This window comes from Deltaproteobacteria bacterium (assembly GCA_026129095.1).
GTDB lineage: Bacteria > JAGRBM01 > JAGRBM01 > JAGRBM01 > JAHCIT01 > JAHCIT01.
The window spans coordinates 114,043-139,089 of sequence record JAHCIT010000006.1; the positions used below are offsets into that span (position 1 = coordinate 114,043).

Here is a 25,047-nt window from a genome sequence, read left to right on the forward strand (position 1 = left end):
AACTGCTATAATTTCTTTACTTCTCGGGTGCTGTCCGCTGCCATTTGGCAGGGCCCTACCAAACGACTCGGCCTCCAAACCAATGGGCGCCGGGTCGTTCCATTAGAATTATCAACGATTTTGAAACATGAATGTCTATTTGGTCCGGCATGGTCAAACTCAACCAAACATCGATGGTCCGACGGGCGTCGTGCAGGGGCAGCTCGACACTGACCTTAACAATGCAGGCGAAAATCAGGCGACTCAGCTTGCGAAGGAGTTGGAGAAAATCTCTTGGGAAGCTGTGTACAGCTCTACGTTAAAACGAGCGATTCGGACGGCAGAGATTTTGGTTCGCGGCCGGCACCCGGTTCTCCAGGTCGCCGGTCTTAACGAACGGCACTGTGGCGACTGGCAGGGTCGAAAGCGTTCTGATCTTGCTTGCGAGCTGGGATACTCGGACCTGATTGCATTCTGGAAAGCGCTCGGGCCTCATTTCGCTCCACCTAGAGGGGAAACATTCGATCAGATGGTAAGCCGGTCCGTAGCGACCTTTGAGCAGATCATCTCGGGCCACCCAAGAGATTCGAATGTCCTGCTGGTATCGCACGGTGGGCCGATTCGGGCGATAACCGGTCACCTCAGCGGGCTGTCGATAGAAGAGGTCTGGCAAATGCGTGGGCCCGAAAATTGCGAGGTCATACGAGTCGCAGTGTGAATCGTAAGGTGATTGAATTGGATTAGCCGGAGGCGACTGAAACGAATTTGTCTGGAGCAGACTTTGAAGAGCATCTCGCTTCCATGATGGCATCGGAATTGCTTTGATTTCACCGAAGGGGGTTGCAACCGTGGCCGACAACTATCCGGAACTGATTGGCCGCCTTCATTCCGAACTGAAGCGGATCGGATGTATGAGCTGGCAAGCGGACTCGGGAGACTACACGGTCTATGAAGTTTGCCGGTCGCCTCAGGACGGTTGCGACACTCGTCTGAAGACTTACACTCAGGTCTTGGACGGTAACGTCGCGCCGTTGCTCGATGCTCTCGCCAAGATCCCCGACAGGTCCGGTCCTGCTGGACTTGAGCAGGCGCTCGACGAAGCAGGGGGCTGGTATTGGCTTCCTCAGTTCTGAATGTCCGGATTGAGTAATAATCTTATGCGTGAAGTTTCGGATAGCGGCGAACTTGAGCCCATCGTACGGTGGGTAACGCAGTTCGTTGCCGAACGGGAAATTACATTCGCTGAACTGGACGAGGTCGGCTGTCCGCCGGTAGCTGCACTCGCCTATGTTTCATTTCTGATGACGGGTTCGATATCGATCCTACGGCAGGATCTGGACGACGAACAGGCTCTTGCGGCGGTGAGAGAAGTGGGGGGCGTCTACATTCGACGGACCTCTCGGCGATCGGCTGTTTAAACTACAGGACGGTCCGCGAGAACCCCGTTTTGGCGAGGACCTGGAAACGACGCGGCGTTTCGGGAAAAGTGCGAGGGTTCGCCCGTAGAGGAATCTGCCGAAATCTTCACGGTGATCCTTTCGGACCCGGATGGTTACTCGCTCCCGCGCGGAGAATCATTTTCAGCGCTCGCTGAGGTCGGAGAAAGATTCTTTGTTGGAATGAAGGCAGCGGTCGCAACCGGCAGGCGGCACTAAACCAGTTAATTTCGTTTGTCTCTGCCACCCGCCGAGCAAGGCGAAAAAATATTCGTTCCCTCAATATGCGTCAGAAATGTACGACGGGCCGTTCGCTTAATGGCTTGATTTTTGATGGGGGGGGGTATCGTCCCGATCTGACGAAAGTAATTCGGAGGATCGGGCATGCGTTCGCACAACCTGGTGGTCGCTGGCGATTGTGCCATTGGAGGCGAGGCTTTGGATTGGCACTGACGGAGCTTCAAGCACCTGTCGGCGAGTAATAGACTAGAGGCGGCATCCGTTGGTTCAGGTGCCGGGGTTATGGCTGAGAGCGCCCCGTTTTAAGGCAGTTCCGGCTCGATAATAAAAGAAAGCGCTTCGTTCTTGACGTAGGCGGCATCGGCGCAAGCAAACAGTCCGGTCCAGGGCCGTCTGGTGACGAGTTTCCCATTGGTGCGGATCTCAAACCAATCGGCAAACGGCTGCCTGCGTCCGCCGATGTTTACGGCCAGAGGTTTCTTGACGGATGCGTTCATGGCAATTCCGAGGGCGGTCCCTTTAGGAACTCTTTTCAGGTTCGCCAGTCGGTCAATATCCGCCCGGAAAATAACGTCCGCGTTCGGATCTGGAGCGAAGGCAAAACGGACCCCGTTACGGACACGGATACTGCCAGTAACCCGGTAAAGTGTGGGGTTCTTAGGCTCAGCGCGTTCTTTCGATGGCCTCGCGGACGCATGAGGAAAAGACCCGGAAAGCGATTTCCGGATCAGGCGAGAGCCGAACTGGATCCCTGCGGGATCATCGAAAAGACCAAGTTCGACCGTAAGGGACGGAACGCCGAGAGCGGGGCCCAGATCTCCACCCAGCGTCCCCCTTAAGTCTGTCTGGATCACCGGACATCCGATGAACCGGGCGAGAGCAAGTGTATCCGGGTCATGGCTGCGAATGATGGACACGACCGGATGCTGTCCCTCGCAGGCGTGCAGGTCGATCACGAATTGGGGTTTTACTGAACGAAGATAGCCTCGTACTCGAACCACTGCCGGCGACTGGCTGTTCCAGATCCGGTTTGGGTCAGGGACACCCCGGGTACCTCGCCTCAGGTTCCAGGCGTTGAAGACCATGAGCAACAGCGGTCGCCTTTGATTGCCACCGGTCATCTTGGCCATGGCGTTTCGGATTGCTTCCCAGCCATTCCGTTCGTTTCCATGAAGTCCCACGGATACAAACAGAGGCCGTTCATTGGTTGCGGTAAGATTTGGCGGCTGTACCCAGACCAGTAACGGCTGCTTTTTGCCACGACAGAACTTCCAGAGTTGCCTTGATGGGGTGGACCAGAACCGGGGTGGTGGTTCGGAGTAAATGACGAGCCCCGGAAAATGGCTCCACGGACCTTCCCGTGCCGGCACTGGAGTGGTGTTCCGCTTCACAGCATCAAACTTAGTTCCGGGTTCAAATGGCCACAAATGGCCTTCCAACTGAAAAGGCCGACCACCTGGATGGCTGTATTCTGGCCACTTCGCAGGTCTGTCTCACGGGTCGCCCCCGGCGTCCCCGTTCGTCGCACGCGGTTAACCAGTGGCGGCGTCTCCGGTCCCATGAGTCCTTCATGTGCCGTGTAGCGGTGCTGTAGGCGCTGGTTCACGGACTGGCGTGGCGCACTAGGTGCATGGCCACCACGGAGGCGGTTTGAGGGAAGGCAGTGAGGTTCTCAAGTCGGTAACCGGTTGAACGTCGCCGGTCTGAGCCTGTCAACCTTCTGATTCATCAAGATCTGACGTATAAACCGGCTGGGTCGGCTCGCTGCATCGATGTTCCACTTCCGGTCCGGACCAGTGGAACCTTAAAAGAACGCAAATGCACGAATTTAGCCTGAGCCCGCCACGACACAGCCAGCGAAACGGGGTAGGGCCACCTGTAATTCAGGGTAGGACCACCTGCTGAGCGAGGTAGGAGAGCCTGTACTTTGAGGTAGGACTGCCTGCGGAACAGGGTAGGGGTGCCTGAGCAAAAGGACGAACATGCACGAATCAGGTGTGCGTCAATGACTGGCCTCAATGAAGGAACCGTCAATATACCGTCGTTTTGAGGCCCGTACCCGCGCGGGTTTAACTTCTGGTCGCGTCATGGCTGAAGTTCCGGCGATTGTCGGATGTCACAGATAGACACCGATGCTCCCGGGATTATCCGCGACTATTGGTAGTTACATTTGGAGTCTGCCCGGATAATCGTCTGAAGCCCGGCGCAATCGCCTGCCTCGCCCGGTGCCGTATCTTTTTAGATAAAATAAATTGAACTAAAAAGAATGGCGTGATAAACGGTTAGTGGAGGTCAGATGACTAAACCGTTCCCCAAGCCGCCGGACACCATCGATAGCGAAGCCGCTGCCGAGCGTACTGGCATCTCGTACCCGCGTCTCATGCGGTTCCTGCGGAATGGATACGTCAAGCCTCAGGGCTATACGGGGAAGCCCCGTTCACCCGCCTGGTGGACCGACGATGACATGCACAGGGCCGAGATCGCCGACATGCTGCTGGAACTGCGGGTGGACCCGGCGGATATCCCCGGCGTCATTAGCAAGTACTGGGGGTTCTGGTCGGCGGGGTATCTCCCGATGTGGGCGTACGAGATGCGTCACCCGAAAACGGGCAAGCCGTACATGGGCTACATCGCCGTCTATCACGAAGACGGAGCCCGGCTCACCGGTAAAGAAAAAACGATCGAAGCCAACGGCACGAAGGGCTACCAGATGCAAGTCTATGCATTGCCATATGAATGGTCCCGCAAGCTGGTACCCTTAAAGAAGAGACGGGGCTGAAATGAATCCGGGCACACTGACGCTGGCCGATCTCCTGCAATCCCCGGAACGGATTGCGGACCTGCCGGTTGAATCGGTGCCGTCCTTTCTGGCTCAGCTGACCACGCTGCAATCCGGTCTGTATGCGAGGCTGCTGCTGCACCCGGCAAGACCACCGGTAGAGGCCGAGACGAATGAAGACGACCGGTGGCTGACTGCCGAAGAGGCGGCTCCGCTCCTCGGCGTGACGCCCCGGTGGCTCTATACTCGCTGGAGGCAGCTCCCGTTTTCCAGAAAGCTTTCCCACAAGGTGCTGCGCTTTTCGGAGAAGGGCATTCGCCGGTATCTGGCGGGAAAGGCCGGGAGACCGGTCGCTGTTGAGGTGAACCGGTGAGCGAACGCGGGATGGGGTCGGTGTACCGCCGGGGTAAAATCTGGTGGATTAAGTATCACTTCCGGGGGAAACCGTTCCGGGAGTCGTCGAAGTCGCCTGTTCGTAATGACGCCGTGAAGCTGCTTCGCAAACGTCAGGCGGACATGGGCAGGGGCCGGTTTGCTGGGCCGGACCCGGAACGAACCGTTCTCGGCGATCTCGCCCGGATGATGATCGATGATTACGAGGTGAACGGGCGAAAGTCGTTGAAGCGCGCCAAACTGAGCCAGGCCCATTTACTCGATTTCTTCGGCAACGCCCGAATCATCGATATCACCCCGGACACGGTCAAGGCCTATATCGCGCACCGGCTGCGGGAGAAGGCGGCGCATCAGACCGTCAAGACCGAACTCGTTACTCTTAAGCGGATGTTCCGTCTGGGCGAACAGGTCGGCCGCGTTGATAAAATCCCATATATCCCGACCATCAAGGTCGAAAATATCCGGCAGGGTTTCTTCAGCGACGCCGAATTTCGCGCGATCTGTTCAAACCTGTCCGACGACATTCAGCCGCTTGCGAAGTTCGCGTACCTGACCGGGTGGCGGCGCGGAGAAGTTCTGACGCTCACCTGGCGGCAGGTGGATTTCGACGCCGGGATTATCCGTCTCGAACCCGGCACGACCAAGAACAAGGAAGGCCGGATATTTCCGTTCTCGGTGTTGCCCGAGCTTTGCGACCTCATGGTTGAGCAACGGCAGCGTACCGACGCGATTGAGCATGAACTCGGCAGGATCATTCCTTGGGTGTTCCACCGTAGAGGGAAACCGGTCAAATATTTCTGCTCCGCATGGTATAACGCGGGCAAAAAGGCGGGGGTGCCGGGGAAGCTTTTCCATGATTTCCGCCGGACAGCCGTGCGCAGGATGGAGAGGGCCGGCGTTCCTCGAAGCGTCGCCATGAAGCTGATCGGTCACAAGACCGAAAGTATTTACAGGCGATACGCGATTGTGGACGAGGGCGACCTGGCAGCCGGAGTGGAAAAACTGGCGGTGCTCAGGGAAAAAGAAGCCAAACAGCCCCGCACGGTAGTGCCGATGGCCCCGGCGCGTCTGGCGGGGTCGGATCTGGGTTTGGGCACAATTTGGGCACAAAAGCCGGAAAAGATGAGGGAAAACCCGGCCCGCCGTGTCTGGAGTGACCGCGCACTCCGGCGATATTGTTCAGGGATTTATGGTGCCCCCGGACGGAATCGAACCGTCACGGCCGTGAAGCCAGCGGTTTTTGAGACCGCCCTGTCTACCAGTTCCAGCACGGGGGCATGGCGGGAAAAGACGCCGGTATGGAGCACGGCGCCGCACCCGGAGTCAACGATAGCCGGCAACAATGGCGGGAGCCGCCATGTGTCAGGCCCGCTCTCGGGCGATATCGGCCGGGGTGGACGGCAAGGGCTCGGCTTTCGTGTACCACCAGGCCCACAGGATGAAGATCGCCTGGAATGGCAGGCGTGCCCAGCGCTGGAGAGGCTCGGGCTGGTTCATCCATTCCGGCAGGCCCTCAAGCTGGACATTGCTCGTCGCCATGTAGATATTGGCCGGGAACACGGCGACCAGCAGTGCGATGATTCCCCAGGCCGAGAGCTGCGAGTAGCGGGGGAACAGCACTCCGGCGCCGAGAACGATCTCCGCCACCCCGCTCAGATAGACCAGTTCCAGGTGCCAGGGCAGCCAGGGCGGCATGATCTGGACGTAGAACTGCGGCACGACGAAGTGCATCACTCCCGCGAAGATGTATAGCGCCCCCATGACGTACCGGAGCGGTGTCTTGAAACGGCTGATGTTCATGGCAATCCCCCTGACTCCCCTGTGACAGCCGTATCATTGCCCGCCGTTCCGTTTCAGTCTAGGGATTTGGCGGACTGCCCTGACGACGAAAGGATGACCCGGGATGAGTGAACTGGCCAAATGGTACCGCACGTTCTGCCTTTACGGGGAACTGGCAGTGATGACGCCCGTCATGGGCGTCGGATCGGTACTGTTCGGCACGCTGGACAGGCTGGGGCTGAAACCCGAAGACCCGCACTTTTTCGGCAACTACCCGACCTACGGCTACTGCAATACTAACTTCTGGGCAGCGAACACGACCCACGAATTCATGGGCAAGAGGCCCGAAAAGCGTTCTCCCTACATCATCATGGCCAATCACCGCTCGCACCTGGACGGCCCCGCCATGCTGCTGGAACTGAAACCCATCACGTTCCGGTTCCTCGTCAAGCAGGAACTGCTGTACGTGCCGTTCATGGGACAGGCGTTCTGGGCCCTGGGTTTCATCTTCGTGAAACGGGGCAACAAGGAGTCGGCTGCCCAGTCGGCGGCCGAGGTGATCCAGAGGATCAAGGGCGGGGAAAACATCGTCGTCTTCCCTGAAGGAACGCGCTCGCGCACCGGCAAGATGCTGCCGTTCAAGAAGGGCGGTTTTCTCATGGCGATAGAGGGCGGAGTACCGATCCTGCCGGTGGGGATAGCAGGCTCGTCGCAAATGTACGGCTACGGATTCAGGGTTCGCGCAAACCGCGGGCATATCGTCGTCAACTGCGGAGAACCGATCGACACCACCGGCTACACCATCGATCGCGTGGATGAGCTGGTCAGGAAGGTCCGGGACCGGATTCGGGAGCTGGAACTGGAAGCACATATCGCCTGGCAGTCCCGTGCGAGAGAGATGAAGCTCCCCGTCCCTGAAGATATCATCCAGCGGATGCCTGGCGATTTCGCAGCAGAATCGGCCTGATTTTCCTGTTCGGAAACCGAACCGCTACCGAAGCGGACGATTGCCCCAAGTCACGGCTGGAAGCGGAAGAGCCCAAGCCAACTCTCTGATTTCATTTCGGTTTTTACCTTTTCCTCCTGGCATTGAAGCCAATCTGAAACCGGGCACCCAGTTTGCTCCTGTCAGGCCATGCCTCCAGCACCCACCACCGCTCGTGTGCTGCCGTTCCGCCAGAAAGGGCCAACGTCCGGGAATACAACAGATGACTCCGCACCTGATTTCGTCGAATGGCTAGAAACCCTGATCGAGCAACGAAAGGCGGCTAGGAAACCCGGCCAGAAAGCGGCCGGGCCATCCCGGCGACCCGCACAGCCGCCACCCACACCCAAACGCCCATCCATCCGGGAGTGGCCCGAAGACGACCGCCCCCGGGAACGGCTGCTCAGGTCCGGCCCGCAGGCGCTCAGCGACAGTGAACTGCTCGCAATCCTGATCCGGACCGGCGATGCCGCAAGGGGACTGAATGCCGTGGAGCAGGCCCGAGAACTGCTCCAGAAGGCCGGCTCGCTCGCCCATCTGGCGCGACGGTCCCCGGCTGAACTGAAAACCCTCGCCGGTCTCGGGCCGGCCAAAGCGGCGCAATTACTCGCGGCACTTGCCCTGGGCCCCCGGATCGACCGGTCGCACCTTGAGGACCGCCCGCAGGTGAGCGGCAGCGAGACTGCTTTCCGGATACTCCGGGAGCACTACGCCGACCCTGCCCTGGAGGAGGTCGTGACGCTTCTTCTGGACACCCGGAACCGGCTGATCCGTACCGTGCGGGCCGCCCGTGGTGGCACCAGCAGCGTCACCATTGAGCCGGCGGCTCTCTTCCGCGAGGCAATCCGCGAAGGGGCGGCGGCGATCGTGCTCTCCCACAACCACCCGTCAGGTGATCCCACGCCGTCAGCAGCCGACCGCCGGTTTACCAGCGACGCGCTGGCTGCCGGAAAAATGCTCTCTGTGCGTGTCCTGGACCACATCATCGTCGCAGGGCCCCGGTATTTCAGCTTTCTGGATGAAGGGATCATGGGCGGTTGACCCAGTGCCCTCCGGGGGCTGACAATGCATCCGGTATGCAGGTGGCCACAATTGCCGTTTATGCGGTTGTGCTTCTGACGGTAGCGCTCGCCGGGTGGTCGGCCGTCCGTGCGTTGCGCTACGGCCGGGGTTCCTCCCGTGCGCCGACACCCGACCCGTCCGTTCTGGCCCACCGTTACAGTCCCCGACTGGTCCGCATGAATGCCGGGCACCTGTTCACCATCCGGAGCGACAACAAGGAACTCCTCAGGTATGCGGAGCGCATGGGCCGGGTGCTGGGAATACCATCCCCGGACCTGTCGTTCGATAGCGGGGGCGAGCTCGTTTCGCTTGATGTGCGGGCACGCCTGTCGGCACATCTGGCCGAATGCCGCCGCCGTCTGGAAAGCGAACTGGATGACCTCGCTCAGCGGGTGGGAAAGCCGATCAACCGCCCATCCGAACGCGAATGGGGGCACGTGAACTTCTGCCCGGCCGGATGGCGCAGTTACTACCGGGCCGAGGATCATCCGGCGCTCTATTCACGGGATCCGGCAACCCTGCCGGAAGGCGATCTGGAGGCGATCCGGCTGGAGAGTCTGCGGTGGCTGTTCCCGCCGACCGATGACCTCCCCACCCTGCGGGGCCGCAACTGCACACCGGTGCAGGTACCCGAGGCCGACGCACGGTACATGCTTGCCCGGCTGAAAGTCCCCGACCCGGTGACCGAGGCCATTCTTGAGGCTGCCGGGCTTACCGAAGCGTCCGTTCCGAACCTGAAGCTTGCAAGCCGCGGCTGAGACGAACGGCCTGATGACTACCGTCTCCAGCACCGTTCCTGTCCTCCGGCGCGAGCCGTGGCGCGAACGGCTTTTCTCCCTTCTGGAGCCGCCCCGCCGCATCCGGCCGACGAAGGCCGGTTGGCTCTTTACCGCCCTGTCGGCGGCAATTGCTGTTGCCGCGATGAACACCGGCAACAACATCCTGTTCATCTTTCTCGGTATCCAGTTCGGGCTGGTCGCCGCCTCCGGCCTCTGGAGCGAAACCGTCCTCCGGGGCCTTTCGGCCAGTGCGCCTTCGCCCGGATGGGTGGACGCCGGCCGCCCTGCCGCCATCCGGTATGAACTCCGGGTGAAAAGTCGCCGCTGGCCGGCCTTCGTCCTGCAGGTGCTTCCGGACATTCAGCCGGTGACGGACGGCCCGCGCACGCTGCGCCTGCTCTGGCGCGAGAACCGCTGGTGGACCCCGCTTGAACGCAGGCAATCCGGCATCCGGATTGTCCGTTCCCCGTGGATACGCCGTATCCCACCGGCCGGCACCGCACAGGCGCACGTCGAAGTGAACTTCGCCCGGCGGGGTTTGTACCGGATTCAGCATCTGGAGATCGCCACCCTGTTTCCGTTCGGCCTGATCCAGAAACGAAAACGGATCGAGTGCGGGGTGGAGATCGTCGTTGCGCCGGAGCCGGTACCGGCCTCGGAACTGGGTAGCGTGCTGTCGGCTTCGTCTGATACCGAACAGACCGGCCTTCGGGTTGATCCTTCCGGGGAGTTTGACGGCTTGCGCCCCTTCTCCCCCGGCGATTCACCGAGAATGATCGCCTGGAAACTCACCGCCCGCACGGGGGCACTTACAGTCCGGTTGCACCGGGAAACGCTTGCCCCGCGTGTTTACGTGCGGATGGAGCCGCTCCGGGGCGGCCCGGCGGATCGTCCAGATCCATCCGAACAGCAGCGAACCGACCGGCAGGCACGGATCGCCCGGACGCTCGTCGAAACACTCCGGGCTGGAGGCCACGACGTTTTCCTTCAGGATGCGCCTCCGGTCCACGAGGGGCTATCAGCCGGAGAAGCACGGATGCTCGCCACCTGGGATGGCAACGAACTGCCTTGTGCCGGTACACCCGAGAAAACCTTTGTCGTCACGCGGCAAGGGCACGTCATTCGTGCGGGCTAGGGCCCGCGCTTCCATATCAAGGAGACCAGTAGGACATGCCGCCGGAAAAGATCGCCGTCGCCTGGAGCAGCGGCAAGGACAGCGCGATGACCCTGTACCGTCTCCGCCGAAATCCGGCTTACGAGGTTACGGTCCTTTTCACCACTGTCACCGGAACTTACGACCGTGTGAGCATGCATGGCGTCCGGCGCGAACTGCTGCTGAGGCAGGCCGAAGCGGCCGGGCTCCCGCTGATCATCTGTGAAATACCGCCCGAATGTCCCAATACTGTTTACGAGGCCCGTATGCGCGAGGGATGCGAGCGGCTCAAGGCCGCAGGCGCTGCCTCCATCGCCTTCGGCGACCTGTTTCTGGAAGATGTCCGCGACTACCGGATCCGCAACCTTCAGGGAACGGGACTGAAGCCGGTATTCCCCGTCTGGCAGGAACCAACTCCGCAGTTCGCACGCGAACTGATCGGTGCCGGAATCCGCACGACCGTCGTGTGTGTGGACACGCAGCAACTGCCCGCCAGTTTTGCCGGGCGCGACTTTGACCACCAGTTCCTTTCCGACCTCCCCCCGGAGGCCGATCCCTGCGGCGAACGCGGCGAGTTTCACACGTTCGTCTGGGACGGGCCATTCTTCAGCCGGCCGGTGAGGTTCACTCGCGGGGAAACCGTGACGAGGGAAAACCGGTTCTGCTTCTGCGACCTCATGGCAGCCTGACTGTTTTCCCGCAAGGGACACCGGTTGCCGCCGGGAACCCCAGCGGCCTAGGGTGGCTTTCGCGTATCAGCACGCTATTCCTGTCCGGCGGAGCGGCTCCAGATTGAAAACCAAACGGCTGTGCATACTCGGGTCAACCGGTTCCATCGGCGTGAGCGCCCTTGATGTGGTGCGCCAGCACCCCGGCCGCTTCGCCGTGGAGGCGCTCGTCGCCGGAACGAACGTGGAAATCATGGCCCGGCAGGTTCTTGAGCACCGCCCCCGCATGGCCGTCATGGCCACTGAAGAGAAGGCCGCCGAACTGAAGAAGGCCGCAGCAGGCTACGAGGGAGAGATCGCCTACGGGCCCCATGGCTACAGGGCGGCGGTCCAGCTGGCCACGGTCGATTCGGTCGTGTCGGCCATTGTCGGCGCCGCCGGGCTCGAACCGACGCTCTGGGCCATCGAGGCGGGCAAGGAGATCGGCCTGGCCAACAAGGAAACCCTCGTCACCGCCGGCGAACTGGTGAACCGGAAGGTGAAGGAACACGGCGTCACGATGCTCCCCATCGACAGCGAGCATTCGGCGATCTTCCAGGCGCTCGAAGGGAACAAACGCTCGCAGGTAAAGCGCCTCATACTCACGGCCTCCGGTGGCCCGTTCCGGACCTGGCCGAAGGAAAAGATCGCCCGTGCCACGGTCGACGAAGCCCTCAAGCACCCCAACTGGGCCATGGGCCGCAAGATCACGATCGATTCGGCCGGTCTGATGAACAAGGGGCTGGAGGTCATAGAGGCGATGTACCTCTTCGACATGACGCCCGATCAGGTGGGCGTCGTCGTCCACCCACAGTCGATCGTCCATTCAATGGTCGAATATATCGACGCCTCGATCATGGCACAGCTATCGGTTCCCGACATGCGGCTTCCCATCGCCTATGCGCTTGCCTGGCCGGACCGCATCGAGGCCACTATCCCGTTCCTGGACTGGTCGAAGACGGCACAGCTCACCTTCGAGGAAGTGGACCATGACCGCTTTCCCTGCCTTGGGCTCGCGTTCGCCGCCATCCGGGCGGGCGGCTCCATGCCGGCGGTGCTGAATGCCGCCAACGAGGTCACCGTCGAGGCATTTCTCGACGGCCGGATCGGTTTCTACGACATTCCCGCCATCAATGAGTCGGTTATGGGCCGCCATCGCACGGTGCGGCTCGACACGCTGGAGCAGGTCCGGAGCGCCGACCGTTGGGCACGCGAGGAAGCCGCCAGGCTGGTCGCCGAACGGACCACCAAAAGCGCCTGAGGCGGCTGGCCCCGCGCGCCACAAGCGGCTATCTTTCAGCGAACGCCATGCCCGTCATTCCCACCGGATACTGCCAGACCTGCCGCGATGAAGTGGTCCTGTGGACATCCGCCAGAAGCGGCCGCCTGCACCGGTTCTGCCTGAACTGCGACGAGCCGGTCTCACCAGCGCCAGGCAAGCTCCATTTCCGGCCGGAGCATGACCTCGAACGCCTGGGCTACTCGTTTGCCGAGCCGCCACCCCCGGTGGACACAACACGCCATTGCGGCTCCGGCGGATGCTCAAGCTGCGGCTCTGCAACGGGCGGCGGATGCTCGTCCTGCAGCAAGGCAGCCACCTGCCACGCCGTACACTGAAAATCTGTCCTGTTTTTCCTATTTGCCTGCAGCTACTGCGGCGCCCGTGCTGCCGCCGCCGGAGAACAGCAGCGGCTTGATATCGTCATCCGTGAAGGCGATTCCGCCGCCCACGAACGGGAGCGGCTTCTTGTCGTTGTTCAGGATGTCTTCCACACCAGCCGTCAGATAGAAATATTTCCAGAAATCGACCTGGACACGTGAACGCAGGTTGGGGTTCATCTCCCGGCCGAACGCCCCCTTGCGCGTGAAGTCGAACACTTCGGTCTCCCAGTACAGGCGGCGGAACCGGTCGGGGCTCAGGCGGATACCGGCACCGCCGGTACTCTCCAGCAGGCCGCCATAAAGCTCCACCCAGTCGAACACCCGCTTTCCGATACCGACCGAAAAGCGAAGTCCCGGCTGCTGCTGGGACGTGGTGGTCAGCGTATTGGAGCCAGGGAGAAGCGGCGTGGGCGAACTGTTCGTCTGGTCGGTCACGGTGGTCTTGAACCGGCCACCCCGCGGATCCGCCACCAGGGCAGCGAAGTAAAACTTGTCCGGCCGCGGACGCAGCGTGACGTTCACATAGCTCTTCAGGCCGCCGTTCTTGCCGATCTGTTCCTCGCCACGGTAGCCCACGATGAGCTGGATGTTGTTGGCGTAGTCGAGGAACCCGTTGATGTTCTTGACGGCCTTGTTGATCTCCTCGACAGTGGTGTCGTCGTTGATGAGCTTGCCGATGGTTCCTTCGCCCCGGTTGATCTTGCCCGTGATCTCGCGGGTGTTGTCGATCGTCTCGTCCAGCTTGCCCGCCGTCTCCTTGAACTTCACCAGCAGTTCGCGCACGTCATCCCCGCGGGCGGCCACCTGCTCATCGACCCGGCGCACGAGCCGCTGGACGTCATCAATCACCGCCGGCAGCTTGCCGTTCAGCATGGACGTGAGCTGCTCGATGTTTTCCGTGATGCGGGAAACCCGCTCGTCGTTGGTATCTACCATGTCGCGGAGCTTTTCCGTCAGTGCCGCGACGGCATCCAGCGTCCGCTTGAGTTCCTGGTTGCCGCCCGCCTGGCCTTTCAGCGTCATCTTGATGATGCGGGTGATTTCCTCGAGATTGTCAGCGACCCGGCCCAGTTTCTCGAACAGCTCCTCGCTGCCGGTCGCATCGTCCGCGTAAATGACGCGCGGGTTATCCGCCCTCAGGGTGAGCTGTGCACGCTCCTCGATCTCGAAAATCCGCTGGCTGTAGCTGCCGCCGGACACCGTTCCGCCTTGAGGGTCTTCCAGCGAATCGGTGCGTCCGGTTCCGCCCTCGTCAAACTCTTCCGGGGTGATGCGGGTCCGGTGTTCGGGGGTTTTCGCCGGGATGATCTCCAGATACCGCTCGCCCAGAAGCCCCTTGCTCCGGGCGACCACGCGGGTAGTGTTGTCGATCGGGATATCGCTCCGGACAGAGATCGTCACCCTTGCGAGGCGGCCCTCAAGCTCGATCTTGCGGATCATGCCGACCTTGACGCCAGCCATGCGGACACCGGTGCTTTCGAACAGGCCCTCGGCCGTGTCCATATAGACGATCACGTCGCTCGTACGGGTGAACGACATGGGGCGCAATTTCACGGATGCAAAGACGAGCATCGCCAGCGCTGCCGCCGCGAACACCCCCACCTTTACGTTATTGGATAACGACTGCGCCACCGGCTTCCGCCTTCTTCACGTATCCTGACCATTATAGACCATACCTTGGCCCATAACGGCAACCAGATTTCTTCCGTATCCAGTTATATAGAGGCTTCAGACGGCAATAGGCCCCGCACGCTGGCCATCCAGGAACTGCCGGACCACCGGATCCCGGGAGGCCTTGAGCTCGTCGGCTGTGCCGGACAGGTGGATTTTCCCCCTGTAAAGCACCGCAATCCGGTCCGCGATCTTGTAGGTCGCCTCGACATCGTGGCTGATGACCACGTTGGTCGTGTGGTATTCGGACTGGAGATCATTGATGAGGGCCATGATCACGTCGGTCATGACGGGATCGAGCCCCGAACTCGGCTCATCCAGCAGCAGGATGCGGGGTCGCAGCACCATCGCCCGTGCCAGTCCGGCCCGCTTGCGCATGCCGCCGGACAGTTCCGATGGCGCCTTGTGCCCCATCCCCTGGAGTCCCACCTGGGCAAGGACTTCCTCCACGCGAGCCTGGACCTCGGCGGCGGACTGGCGGGTGTGCTCGCGCAGAGGAAGCGCCACATTGTCGAACAGGGACATGGAGTCGAGCAGCGCGCCGTCCTGGAACAGGAAACCGAACTTGAGCCGTATGCGGTACAACTCTTCGCCCGCAAGGCCGGTCACGTCCTCGCCGTCCACCCACACCTTCCCGGCATCGGGCTTGAGGAGTCCGATCATGTGCTTCAGCATGACGCTTTTCCCGGCGCCGGAAAGCCCCATGATCACGGTGGTCTGCCGGGGTTCGATTTCAAGATCGAGACTGTCCAGCACGGTCTGCGCGCCGAACCGCTTGCTGACTTCCTCCATCCGGATGATGGGGCCGGAACTGCTCATGAGCGCGAACCGCCAATACCGAGATTCAGCAGCAACGACGTGATGAAATAGTCGCCCACCAGTACCAGCACCGAGGCGGTAACGACCGATCGCGTGGTCGAACGCCCGACCCCCCGGGCGCCGCCCGTCGTGAAGAACCCCACATAGCAGCCGACCGTCGCGAGCGTGAACCCGAAGATCGTCGACTTGATCCACATGTTGTTCAGGTCACCCATGTCGATCAGCTCGATGACATTCTGCCACCAGCCGCCCGGCGATATGTTCAGTATGACCGTGGAAACGAAGTAGCTGCCCACGCCGCCCACAAACACGAAAATGAGCGTCAGCACCGGAACCACCAGTGTCGTGGCGATGACGCGGGGAACGACGAGATATTTCACCGGGTCGATGCCCATGGCCCCCAGCGCATCGATCTGCTCGGTAACGCGCATGGTGCCCAGTTCTGCTGCCATGGCGCTGCCACAGCGGCCTGTCACCATCAGGGCCGTCAGCACCGGCCCCAGTTCGCGCACCAGGGCGAGCATGGTGGCGCCCCCGATGAGTCCTTCAGCGCCAAACCGCTGGAATGCGCTCCCCAACTGGAGGGAAAATACCATCCCGGTAAAAAGGCTGGTCAGCAGGATAATGACCGACGAATTGACACCGACGCCTACTGCCTGCTCGATGATCATGTGGACCCGGAACGGACGGCGGAAGGCCATCGTGATGCTCGCCCCGCACATCCGCCCGTACCGGCCGAGTGTTTCCAGCAGGTAGAGGATATATCCGCCCAGTGCGTCCAGTGCCGCCAGCATGACCTATCGTGCCATTCCCGTGTGCACCCGGGCCACCCGGCGCGACACATTGCAGAAGATTTCGTACGGAATGGTCCCGAGCCAGTCGGCCCATTCCTCCACCGTGACCGACACTTCGCCGTCCCGGCCGATCAGCACAGCCTCCAGTCCCGGCCGGGCTTCCGGAATCCCGGTGACGTCCACCGCCACCAGATCCATTGATACACGCCCGGCCAGCGGCGCACGGCGGCCAGCCACGGCAACGTATCCCCGGTTCGAGAGCGCACGGCTGAATCCGTCGGCGTAACCGGCAGCCAGCACGGCGATGCGGGAATCCTGGCTGGCGGTCCAGGTTCCGCCATAACCCACGGTTTCGCCCGCCTTCACGGCCTTCACCTGCCGGATCCGCGCCTTCCAGGTGAAAGCCGGTTCCAGTTGCACAAGCGTTCGTGTCGCATCGGTCATGTGCGCTCCGTACAGCATGATCCCGGGCCGGACGAGATCGTGCCGGGCCGCAGGGATGAGCAGCGCCCCTGCTGAGTTACACAGGTGGCGCAGCAGCCGCCGCCCCAGCTTCGCCTCACAGAGGGCGGCGGCCTCGCTGAAACGCTCCAGCTGGAGCCGGGTGAGTTCGCCCGCCGGTTCCTCGGCCGAGGCGAAATGGCTCATGACGCCATCCACCTCGACCCCCTCGCAGGCGACGAGCTGATCCAGAAGCGGCTCCAGTTCATCCATCCCGATACCGAGCCGGTGCATGCCGGTATCGATCTTGAGGTGTATCTGCACCGGCCGGTTCCACTTGCGGCCCTCCTCATTCAGAAACGCGATCATCTCGGCCGAACAGGCCGCCACGTGTATGCGGAACTCCCGGGCCGCTTCGGCCTCCTCCAGCTCCACGCCGCCCAGCAGCAGGATCGGCGCCTGGATGCCGGACATGCGGAGTTCCACCGCTTCCTCCAGCCGGGCGACACCGAGCCATTCAGCCCCGGCGCCAACCAGCGTCCGGGCCACGGGAACCGCGCCATGTCCATAAGCATCGGCCTTTACCACGCCCATGACCGCCACGTCGGGACCGAACTGCTCGCGCAGGCGATGATAGTTGTTCAGGATCGCCCGAAGGTTCACTTCGACATGGGTGGGGCGGCTCTGTTCATCCATAAGGGGAGTTGGAGGCGAGTCTACCACCCGCCGGACGAGAAACAATTTGCGGGAAGCGCGGCCGATTATCCAATTCATTCCCCACCGGCCCCCGGCTAGACTGTTTCCAGGACAGCTTTTCCGATGCTTATGGAAGGAGCGCGGCGGCTCGTGCGGGCACTCGTGATCACCGGCAACACACGGCTTTCGGCCAAGCTGGCCGAAGTCCTGCGGACGCTTCCCGCAGAGGTGGACGAGCGCGGCGACGGAGAAACCGCCCTGCACGCATTCGGCTCGAACTCCTACCAGCTGGTCGTCACCGACCTGATGCTCACCAAGGTGAGCGGTTCCGAACTGATCCGGAAAATCCGGGGCACCGAACAGGGCCAGACTGTTCCCATCCTGTTCATGAGTGCGCCGCTCAAGGACAAGGAACTCCCGGCCCGCATGGCCCGGAGTCTCCGGATCGGTCCCTATCTCCAGATGCCGTTCCCCTTCGACCGGTTCCTGTCCGCGGCGAAGCAGGCGGTGAGCCAAAACGGACGGTCAGCGGCTCCTGCAACAGGCAACCCGGCCCCAGCCGCCGCGCCGGTTCCGCCAACGGGCCCCGGCGGGCCAAGGACTTTCCGGTGGGGATCCAAGGCTACGGGCGGGTTCGCATCCTTTGAAGATGTCATGCACGCCCTCCGGCAGGAGGGATTCACGGGCAAGGGCCGGCTCCTGGGCGGCGGGAAGATCATCACAGTCAATTTCCAGAACGGCCTTCCACACGCGGAGTTTACCGGCGCGGGACACCCCCTGATCGATGATCTGCTGAAGGAGCAGCTTCTCACCGATTCCGAGGCCGCCGCCCTCCGCCGCGTGGCGCCACCCGCCGAGGTTGAACGCCTGATCACCGGAGCGGGAGTCCTCACACCCGGCGATCTCGCCCGCCGCAGGGCGGAATATCTCGGCGTCAGGCTGAGCGAGGTCATGCGCTGGCCCGACGGCGCACTTACCGCCGAGAGCCGGGCCGATGCATCCGGGGCCGAAGGCCGCTACGGCGAGGTCGCCATCGCCCATGCCATCGCCCATGACGTGAAGGCGACCACCAATCCGCTCAAGCTCGCCACGCTTCAGAACCAGCTCAAGGGCACCTGGTTTGCCCCCGCGAAGGAACTCAAGCATTTCGCCCGGCTTCTGCCATTCACGAGCGAGGAGGAAGGCGTTGTCGATGCACTTCGCGAACCCTGCAAGCCGGAATATCTGGCCAGGCTCACTCGCCAGCCCGAAGACGCATGGAACGTGATTCGCGTGTTGCTGGCACTCCGGCTCGTCACCCGGCACTCGCAGCAACCGTCCGCCGCCGAGACCTTTCCCCTTGCCTTCCGTTCCATGCACAAGCGCGCGGCAACCGGAGCGGCTGCAGGCACCGGCGACAGTTCCGTTGAACTGATCGACCTCAGCGGTGATCTCGCCGAGGAACTCGACGACTTCGTCACCGATCTCAGGGACAAGGGCGGTGAAGCCGCCCAGCAGATGGCCCAGGCCGGTACCGGCGACGCCCAGCGGCAGCTCGAAAACGAGCTGTTCGATGAACTGGAAAAGGTGAAGAAGCGCAACTACTACGAAATGCTCGGGACGAAGAAAAACGGCTTCAAGTTCCAGGATGCCAAGAAAACCTACTTCGACCTCCAGCGCAAGTTTTCCCCCGACAAGTTCATCATGTCATCGGGCGAGGTGATGTCGAAGGCGCAGGAACTGCTGGAAAAACTCTCGGCCGCGTTCGAGACGCTCTCCGACGTCCAGAAAAAACAGGCCTATGACCAGAAGCTCTCGAACCAGCAGATGCTGCAGGGTACCGGTGGCACCGGAGGCAAGGAGCTTCAGGCCGACGTCGCCTTCCAGAGCGGGCTCGCACTCATGGTGTCCGAGGAATGGGACTCGGCAATCCGGCAGTTTGAGATCGCCCGCCAGATCAAGCCTGGCGTCGCGCTCCATGAGGCAAGCCACGCCTGGGCCATGTACAATTCACCCAAACACCGGAAGAACGCCGTCTCGCTCGCGGAAGCCAAGAAGATGCTCAACTCGGTCTGCGTCCGCGACCCCCGGTGCGCGCCCGCATTCACCTACCGCGCCTGGATGCTGCTCGATGATGGCAAGCTGGACCTCGCCGCCATGGAGTTCGGCAAGGCGCTCCGGATCGACCCGAATCTGCGCCACGCCAGGCAGGGCCTCGACAAGGTGGAAATGCTGCGCAAAGGCCAGAAAAAAGGGCTGTTCGGATAGGCAAGCCATGCACCTTCCGTTCCAGACCTTCTATCGTTGCAATGCCGCGGTTGCTTTGCCTACGGAGGCCCGTCCCTGATTTCCATCGTGATACCCGCCTATAACGAGGAAGCACGGTTGCCCCCGACGCTGGACAGCTTCCTCAGCCATTTCCGCCAGCGCGGGGAACCGTTCGAGATCATCGTCGTCAGCGACGGCTCCACCGACGGCACAGCCCGCGTGGTTAAAGAGCGTATAAAGTCTGCACCCGAGCTGCACCTCATCGAGCAGTCACCAAACCAGGGCAAGGGGGCGGCCGTGAAAACGGGGCTGCTGGCGGCACGCGGCGACATCTGGCTGTTCAGTGATGCTGACGAATCGACCCCGGCAGACGATTTTGAAAGCCTCAAGTCCGCCCTTGATGCCGGTGCTGATTTTGTCATGGGCTCCCGCGCCATTCGTGGCGCGAAGCTGGAAGTCCGCCAGTCGCTGCCACGCGAACTGCTGGGCCGGTGCTTCAATCTCGTCGTGCGCCTGATTCTCTGGGTGCCGTTCCACGACACGCAGTGCGGCTTCAAGGCGTTCCGTGCCCGGACGATGCGGCCCGTGATCGAACGGCTTCAAACGCCGCACTTCGGCTTCGATTTCGAGATCGTCCACCGGACGCAAAAGGCGGGACTGAAGATCGCCGAAGTCCCTGTCCGCTGGCGCGACCGGGCCGGAAGCAAGGTGAACGTGCTGCGCGACGGCATCATCATGGTGATGAGCCTGTTCAGGGTCCGCCGGCTGGTAGCCCGTGACCTCCGGGGCGGTACCTGATGGAAACGGAACCCGGCGGAGCCGGACCGCCTGCCATGCAGCCGGCCGAGTTCGAGTCCATGGCCTCTGTCGAAGACCGTCACTGGTGGTTTCTCGGCAAGCGTTCGATCGTCATGCACCTGCTCAGGAAGGCGGGGGTCAGCGGTAAAATCCTCGACGCCGGTTGCGGAACGGGCGGGAATCTTCCCCAACTCTCCGCCCTTGGCGAGGCTGTCGGCGCCGAGCCCAATCCGCTGGCATTCAAACTGGCGCAGCAGAAGTTCTCCGGAACGATCGTCCAGGCGGAGCTGACCAATCTCCCCTTTCCTGACGGTGAATTTGGAGGCGCCATCACAACGGACGTCATGGAGCACGTCGCCGATGACCGGGCAGCGCTCGCCGAACTGACGCGGGTTCTGAAACCGGGCGGCACGCTCATCCTCACCGTGCCGGCACATCCCTTCATGTGGTCCGGCCATGACGTGGCCTTGGGTCACGTACGCCGCTACACGCTGCAGGGGTTCCGCGAACTGATGCGGTCGCAGCCGGAGCTGGAACTGGAAACTCTCTCTTACTTCAATGCCGTCTCGTTTCCCTTCGCGGCACTGCAGCGGTGGATCCGTGGCCGCCGGGAGCGGGCTCAGGGGTATCCCGATCTCGTTACCGATACCGCTTCCGTTCCGGCGGCTCCAGTGAACTGGATCGCCAGTCAGCTCTTTGCGGCCGAACGGTTCCTCCTTGGCTGGTTTCAGGTGCCGATGGGCGTTTCGATCATGGCCATCTTCCGCAAGAAGGAACCATCCGCGCCACCCCGCGAACTGCCAGAACCACTGACCCTGGGGAGTCTCCTTCTGGCGGCCCTGGGGCTTATTCTCGTTTCGCTTCCCTCCTTTACAGGAGAGTGGCTCGACGGACACGAAGGCCCCTCCTACCTGTTCCGGCTGGCGGAGTTTCACCAGATGCTCGCCCAGGGCGAGTGGTACCCGCGCTGGATGCCGGACTTCTACTGGGGGTACGGCTACCCGATCTTTGTTTTCTACTCGCCGGGCCTGTTTTTCGCGGGCAGCTTTCTGATGGAACTGGGCGCAAGCCCCATCTCCGCCCTGCATGCGCTCGTGGTGCTCAGTCACCTGCTGTTTTTGGCCGGCAGCTACCAGTTTGCCTCCCGCTTCACGCCGTCGCGGCCGGTTGCACTGGCGGGAGCGACCATCGCTGCTCTCACCCACTACCGTTTCGTCCAGCCGTATATCCGGGCCGACCTCAGCGAGACGTTCGCCACGTCGTTCGTTCCATGGGCACTGGCGGAAGCGGTCACGCTGGGACGCGGCTGGAACCACCGGGCATTTGTCCGGCTCGGTGTCTTCCTGGCCCTTGCCTGGTATTCCCACACACTGACCGGCTTTGCCCTGTCGGCCGCAATGCTCGTCATGGGCATTTACCAGCTGATACGCAGCCACTGGCGGGCATTTTTCAGAATTGGTCTCGCATCCTGGCTGGGGATGGGTCTGGCCGCCGTCTACTGGATGCCGGCTTCCCTCGAACGGCCCCATGTCAGCACCGAGCGGATGATCGAGGCTGATCACAATGGCGCAGAGATCGCCGACCATTTCGTCTATCCCCTCCAGCGCCTGAAGCCCGATTTTTACTACGGTGATTCCATACCCGGTGACGGCGACAGGATGTCCTTTGCAACCTCCTGGGTATTCTGGCTGTTACTGGTGTCAATGCTGTTCTGGATGACCTCGGAACCCGGCTGGCGGAAAAGGGCGGGCCCCCTGCTGCTGGCCTGGGGACTGATCAACTTCCTGATGATGAACGTCAGCAGACCCGTATGGGCCGCGCTACCGCTGATCGAGTTTTTCCAGTTCCCCTGGCGCCTCCTGCTAATAGATGCGGCCGTCATCGCACCAATTGCCGCACTTGCGCTGCACCGTCTCGCCCAGAAGCCGCTGAATCCCGCCATGACCGCCGCCGTCATCGCCGCCGCCCTCGGACTATTCGCCTGGCAGTTCAGTATTGTCGTCCATAACGAATATTTCGACACACTCGTCGGCCGCTATGCTGGTCGCACGAAAATCGGCTGGTACTGGCCATTGGCGATCGTGCTCGTGACGGGCGCCTATCTCGTCGTGTTTTCCCTGCTCTCCGCCCTTCGCGCGCCAGTCAAACTGGCCGCAGCAGCGGCCGTATTGTTCGCCATTCCGATGGCTGCCTCCACCTCCATGCGGGCCATGTACAACGGAGCGAGATTCGACCCCGGCCTGCTTGCCACGCTCGACAACCCGGCTGAAATGCAGCGGTACGGACTGGTTCTTCCCACGGGAGAGATCATCCCGGTAAAAACGGCCGCACAAGACGAATATCTTCCCAGGACGGCGAACGTCCCCCGCGACCGGCCGCCGGAACTCCCCGCCCGCATGCTGACGGGCAGCGGAATGGCCGTTCCCCTCTACCAGCGGGGCGATCTCCGGCACTATCGCGCAAAAATCGCCGAACCGGGCGTCCTTGAACTCGCCTATTTCTACTATCCCGGTGTGGAGGCATCTCTGAACGGGCTTCCCGCAGCCATCGCCATCAGTGAGCGCGGCCTCGTCTCGCTGGAGGTTCCTGCCGGTGAGCACCAGATCGACGTCTGGTACGGTTCCACGCCCGCGCAGGACGGTGGCGCGCTGGCTTCCATTCTGGCCCTGATTCTGGCCATCGCCATCTGGCAATGGGGCGGGAAGAAGAATGTCCGGTCCGCCTGAAAGCACGGTTCCTGAAGGCCGCCGGGAATGGCCCGTGGTCATTCTGGTATCCATCCTGGTTGCTATCGCTGCCAGTATCCCGGTGTTCTGTTTCCGCTGGTGGGCAACGCACGATTCGATTTCCTATCCGCTCAGGCTTGCCGAGTTCAGCCAGCATGTTTTCGAAGGCGAGTGGTATCCCCGCTGGGCGAGCAACTTTTACTGGGGATACGGCTATCCGCTGTTCAACTTCTACCCGCCTCTCGGCAACTACATCGGGACAGCCATTCATGCAGTGGGCGCACCTGTCCTGACGGCAACGAAATGCCTCGAACTTATCACCTGGCTCGTCGCCTTCGCCGGCCTGTACCGGCTCTGCCGTCTGCTGGTGACAGCCGATGCCGCCCTGCTGGCGGCAGCTACCGGAACACTGGCGCCCTACCGGTTCGTGGACATCTATGTCCGTGGCGATCTGGCTGAAACGCTCGCTTCCGCCCTCGTTCCGCTGGTTTTTGCGGAGGCGTTGCTGCTGGCACGGCAATCCTGCCGCGCAGCCGGCTTGAGGCTCGCAGTGCTGCTCGCGCTGGTATTCTATTCCCACACCCTGACGGCCTTCATGACCTCCATCGCGCTGGCCCTGTTCGGCCTCTGGCATCTGGCCCGGAAGAATCGCGCCGGGTTCATCCGTACGGCCCTCTGGAGCGGCCTCGGGCTCCTTTACTCGGCCGCCTACTGGTTTCCCGCCTTTGCCGAAAAGAAGTGGGTGAATGTGTCGGTCATGACCCAGAGGCGGGACAGCTACACCTTCTTCTGGGGCGATCATTTCCTCGAATGGTGGCAGCGGCTCGATCTCACCTTCGGCTTCGGTCCGTCCCTGCCGGGCCCGGAAGACAGAATGAACTTCGCCGCGAGTTACCTGATTCTCGCCGCCGTGCCCTACGCACTCTGCCGCCTGCGCGAGGCCGGAGGCCGCCGCCGCTACGGGCCACCACTTCTGGCGCTGGCGGCCGTGCAGCTGATGATGCTGCCGGTCTCGTCGCCGCTCTGGGCGAACCTGCCGCTCATTGGCTTCTTCCAGTTCCCCTGGCGGTTCCTCATTCTCGACACGGTCATCGGCACCGCCATCTTTGCACTCGCGGCCGGCGAACTATGGGACGAACGGCAGCCGTGGCTGGTCGGGGGGACCGCTGCCGCCGCCTCCATCGCGTTTGTGACGGGTGTCATCCAGAACAGTCTCACGACGGTTCCGGCCCCTTCGGTGATTCCATCGCTCTGGCTGCTGGCTGTCATTGCCGGAACCGCGCTCCTCTGCTGGAAAGCCGTACCCGGTCCTGCCGGGCGGCTCCTCCCCCTTCCCCTTCTGGCAGCCGCTCCCGTGCTGCTGGCGACCATCGTCCACGCACAGGCGACCGAATACCCGCGTAGCGTCACGGCGGATAACCCCGCTCTCTCCAGCGCGGCGGTCCGGCGCGATGCCTCCGTCCGGTTCTGGCAGGGAGCGCCGCGCCCCATTGAGACGACAGCACCGGACGAGTTCCTGCCCATCACCGTCCAGGAGATTCCGTCCTACAGGGAGCGGGGGCAGGTGCGTTTTGAATCGGGAACCGGCAGCTACGAGCTTCTGGAAACACGGGCCTCGCTCCGCCGCTGGCGGCTGGAAAGCCCCGGACCCCAGCCGGTCCGGCTGCCCGCGTTCTGGTTCCCCGGCTGGGAAACGATCCTGAACGGAACTCCCGTCCCCACTGCACCCGGCCGCGACGGACTGATCCGGCTGGAGATACCGGCCGGCGAAAACCTGATCTCGATCCGTTATGCCGGCAGCCGGATATCGCTGCTGGCGGAACTCATCACCGCGCTCTCGCTGGCCGGAACGGGGCTTATCTGGCTGTGGACGCGGCGGCGGTCCGCCGCCGCGTCGTGAC

General features: G+C 62.1%; 22 protein-coding genes, 1 tRNA gene and 1 pseudogene. 17 read left to right on the forward strand and 7 right to left on the reverse strand.

The window, feature by feature from the left end; genetic code table 11:
• The first annotated feature begins 127 nt into the window (after window positions 1-127).
• The 3 genes from KIT79_10090 (at window position 128) to KIT79_10100 (ending at window position 1,397) form a co-directional block, all read left to right on the forward strand.
• Complete coding sequence (locus KIT79_10090; GenBank protein MCW5829651.1) at window positions 128-697, forward strand: histidine phosphatase family protein; 570 nt, start codon at window positions 128-130, stop codon at window positions 695-697.
• Between the two features lie 130 nt (window positions 698-827).
• Window positions 828-1,112, forward strand: coding sequence for a hypothetical protein (locus tag KIT79_10095; protein MCW5829652.1), 285 nt, complete (start codon window positions 828-830; stop codon window positions 1,110-1,112).
• Window positions 1,113-1,136: 24 nt separating this feature from the next.
• A complete protein-coding gene (locus tag KIT79_10100; protein ID MCW5829653.1) occupies window positions 1,137-1,397 on the forward strand; it encodes a hypothetical protein in 261 nt (86 codons plus the stop codon).
• A gap of 560 nt (window positions 1,398-1,957) precedes the next feature.
• On the opposite strand, the gene KIT79_10105 is transcribed toward KIT79_10100, so the two are convergent.
• A complete protein-coding gene (locus tag KIT79_10105) occupies window positions 1,958-2,836 on the reverse strand; it encodes a succinylglutamate desuccinylase/aspartoacylase family protein (GenBank protein ID MCW5829654.1) in 879 nt (292 codons plus the stop codon).
• A 1,115-nt stretch (window positions 2,837-3,951) separates the two neighbouring features.
• On the opposite strand from KIT79_10105, the gene KIT79_10110 reads away from it, so the two are divergent.
• The 3 genes and pseudogenes from KIT79_10110 (at window position 3,952) to KIT79_10120 (ending at window position 5,796) form a co-directional block, all read left to right on the forward strand.
• On the forward strand, window positions 3,952-4,434 hold the full coding sequence (locus KIT79_10110; protein ID MCW5829655.1) for a hypothetical protein: 483 nt from the start codon (window positions 3,952-3,954) through the stop codon (window positions 4,432-4,434).
• Window position 4,435: 1 nt separating this feature from the next.
• Complete coding sequence (locus KIT79_10115; GenBank protein ID MCW5829656.1) at window positions 4,436-4,807, forward strand: helix-turn-helix domain-containing protein; 372 nt, start codon at window positions 4,436-4,438, stop codon at window positions 4,805-4,807.
• Window positions 4,808-4,818: 11 nt separating this feature from the next.
• A pseudogene (locus KIT79_10120) lies at window positions 4,819-5,796 on the forward strand (site-specific integrase).
• A gap of 221 nt (window positions 5,797-6,017) precedes the next feature.
• Here the strand turns inward: KIT79_10120 and KIT79_10125 are convergent.
• Together KIT79_10125 and KIT79_10130 are read right to left on the reverse strand one after the other, a co-directional pair.
• Window positions 6,018-6,104 (reverse strand) — tRNA-Leu (locus KIT79_10125).
• An 85-nt stretch (window positions 6,105-6,189) separates the two neighbouring features.
• Complete coding sequence (locus KIT79_10130; GenBank protein MCW5829657.1) at window positions 6,190-6,627, reverse strand: DoxX family membrane protein; 438 nt, start codon at window positions 6,625-6,627, stop codon at window positions 6,190-6,192.
• A gap of 103 nt (window positions 6,628-6,730) precedes the next feature.
• On the opposite strand from KIT79_10130, the gene KIT79_10135 reads away from it, so the two are divergent.
• The 7 genes from KIT79_10135 to KIT79_10165 all read left to right on the forward strand — a co-directional run bounded on the left by KIT79_10135 (window position 6,731) and on the right by KIT79_10165 (window position 12,909).
• Window positions 6,731-7,573, forward strand: a complete 843-nt coding sequence (locus KIT79_10135; protein ID MCW5829658.1) for a 1-acyl-sn-glycerol-3-phosphate acyltransferase — start codon at window positions 6,731-6,733, stop codon at window positions 7,571-7,573.
• A gap of 168 nt (window positions 7,574-7,741) precedes the next feature.
• Entirely contained in the window at window positions 7,742-8,632 is an 891-nt protein-coding gene (gene radC, locus KIT79_10140; protein ID MCW5829659.1) for a DNA repair protein RadC, read from the forward strand.
• Between the two features lie 35 nt (window positions 8,633-8,667).
• The gene (locus KIT79_10145) at window positions 8,668-9,411 is read left to right on the forward strand and encodes a hypothetical protein (protein MCW5829660.1); all 744 of its coding nucleotides are present in this window, start codon (window positions 8,668-8,670) and stop codon (window positions 9,409-9,411) included.
• The gene (locus tag KIT79_10150) at window positions 9,395-10,567 is read left to right on the forward strand and encodes a DUF58 domain-containing protein (GenBank protein ID MCW5829661.1); all 1,173 of its coding nucleotides are present in this window, start codon (window positions 9,395-9,397) and stop codon (window positions 10,565-10,567) included. Before KIT79_10145 ends, KIT79_10150 begins: the two co-directional genes overlap by 17 nt.
• A 35-nt stretch (window positions 10,568-10,602) precedes the next feature.
• The gene (locus KIT79_10155; GenBank protein MCW5829662.1) at window positions 10,603-11,274 is read left to right on the forward strand and encodes an adenine nucleotide alpha hydrolase; all 672 of its coding nucleotides are present in this window, start codon (window positions 10,603-10,605) and stop codon (window positions 11,272-11,274) included.
• A 103-nt stretch (window positions 11,275-11,377) separates the two neighbouring features.
• On the forward strand, window positions 11,378-12,553 hold the full coding sequence (gene dxr / locus KIT79_10160; protein MCW5829663.1) for a 1-deoxy-D-xylulose-5-phosphate reductoisomerase: 1,176 nt from the start codon (window positions 11,378-11,380) through the stop codon (window positions 12,551-12,553).
• Between the two features lie 47 nt (window positions 12,554-12,600).
• Complete coding sequence (locus tag KIT79_10165) at window positions 12,601-12,909, forward strand: hypothetical protein (GenBank protein MCW5829664.1); 309 nt, start codon at window positions 12,601-12,603, stop codon at window positions 12,907-12,909.
• Between the two features lie 18 nt (window positions 12,910-12,927).
• Here KIT79_10165 and KIT79_10170 read toward each other — a convergent pair whose 3' ends face one another.
• The 4 genes from KIT79_10170 to alr form a co-directional block, all read right to left on the reverse strand.
• Window positions 12,928-14,586: an MCE family protein gene (locus KIT79_10170; GenBank protein MCW5829665.1), complete on the reverse strand. Its 1,659-nt coding sequence runs from the start codon at window positions 14,584-14,586 to the stop codon at window positions 12,928-12,930.
• Between the two features lie 96 nt (window positions 14,587-14,682).
• Entirely contained in the window at window positions 14,683-15,426 is a 744-nt protein-coding gene (locus KIT79_10175) for an ABC transporter ATP-binding protein (GenBank protein ID MCW5829666.1), read from the reverse strand.
• 14 nt (window positions 15,427-15,440) lie between these two features.
• Window positions 15,441-16,238 (reverse strand): ABC transporter permease, encoded by a 798-nt coding sequence (locus tag KIT79_10180; protein ID MCW5829667.1) that lies wholly within the window; start codon window positions 16,236-16,238, stop codon window positions 15,441-15,443.
• Window positions 16,239-16,241: 3 nt separating this feature from the next.
• Complete coding sequence (gene alr / locus KIT79_10185; GenBank protein ID MCW5829668.1) at window positions 16,242-17,375, reverse strand: alanine racemase; 1,134 nt, start codon at window positions 17,373-17,375, stop codon at window positions 16,242-16,244.
• A 123-nt stretch (window positions 17,376-17,498) separates the two neighbouring features.
• Here alr and KIT79_10190 point away from each other — a divergent pair, with 123 nt between their 5' ends.
• From KIT79_10190 to KIT79_10205, 4 genes are all read left to right on the forward strand, one after another.
• Entirely contained in the window at window positions 17,499-19,622 is a 2,124-nt protein-coding gene (locus KIT79_10190) for a response regulator (GenBank protein MCW5829669.1), read from the forward strand.
• 87 nt (window positions 19,623-19,709) lie between these two features.
• Complete coding sequence (locus KIT79_10195; GenBank protein ID MCW5829670.1) at window positions 19,710-20,420, forward strand: glycosyltransferase family 2 protein; 711 nt, start codon at window positions 19,710-19,712, stop codon at window positions 20,418-20,420.
• Window positions 20,420-23,146, forward strand: coding sequence for a methyltransferase domain-containing protein (locus KIT79_10200; GenBank protein ID MCW5829671.1), 2,727 nt, complete (start codon window positions 20,420-20,422; stop codon window positions 23,144-23,146). The genes KIT79_10195 and KIT79_10200 overlap by 1 nt, the downstream gene beginning before the upstream one ends.
• Window positions 23,130-25,046 carry a hypothetical protein gene (locus KIT79_10205; GenBank protein ID MCW5829672.1) on the forward strand — a complete coding sequence of 639 codons (1,917 nt, stop codon included), beginning with the start codon at window positions 23,130-23,132 and terminating at the stop codon, window positions 25,044-25,046. The genes KIT79_10200 and KIT79_10205 overlap by 17 nt, the downstream gene beginning before the upstream one ends.
• Window position 25,047 lies beyond the last annotated feature (1 nt).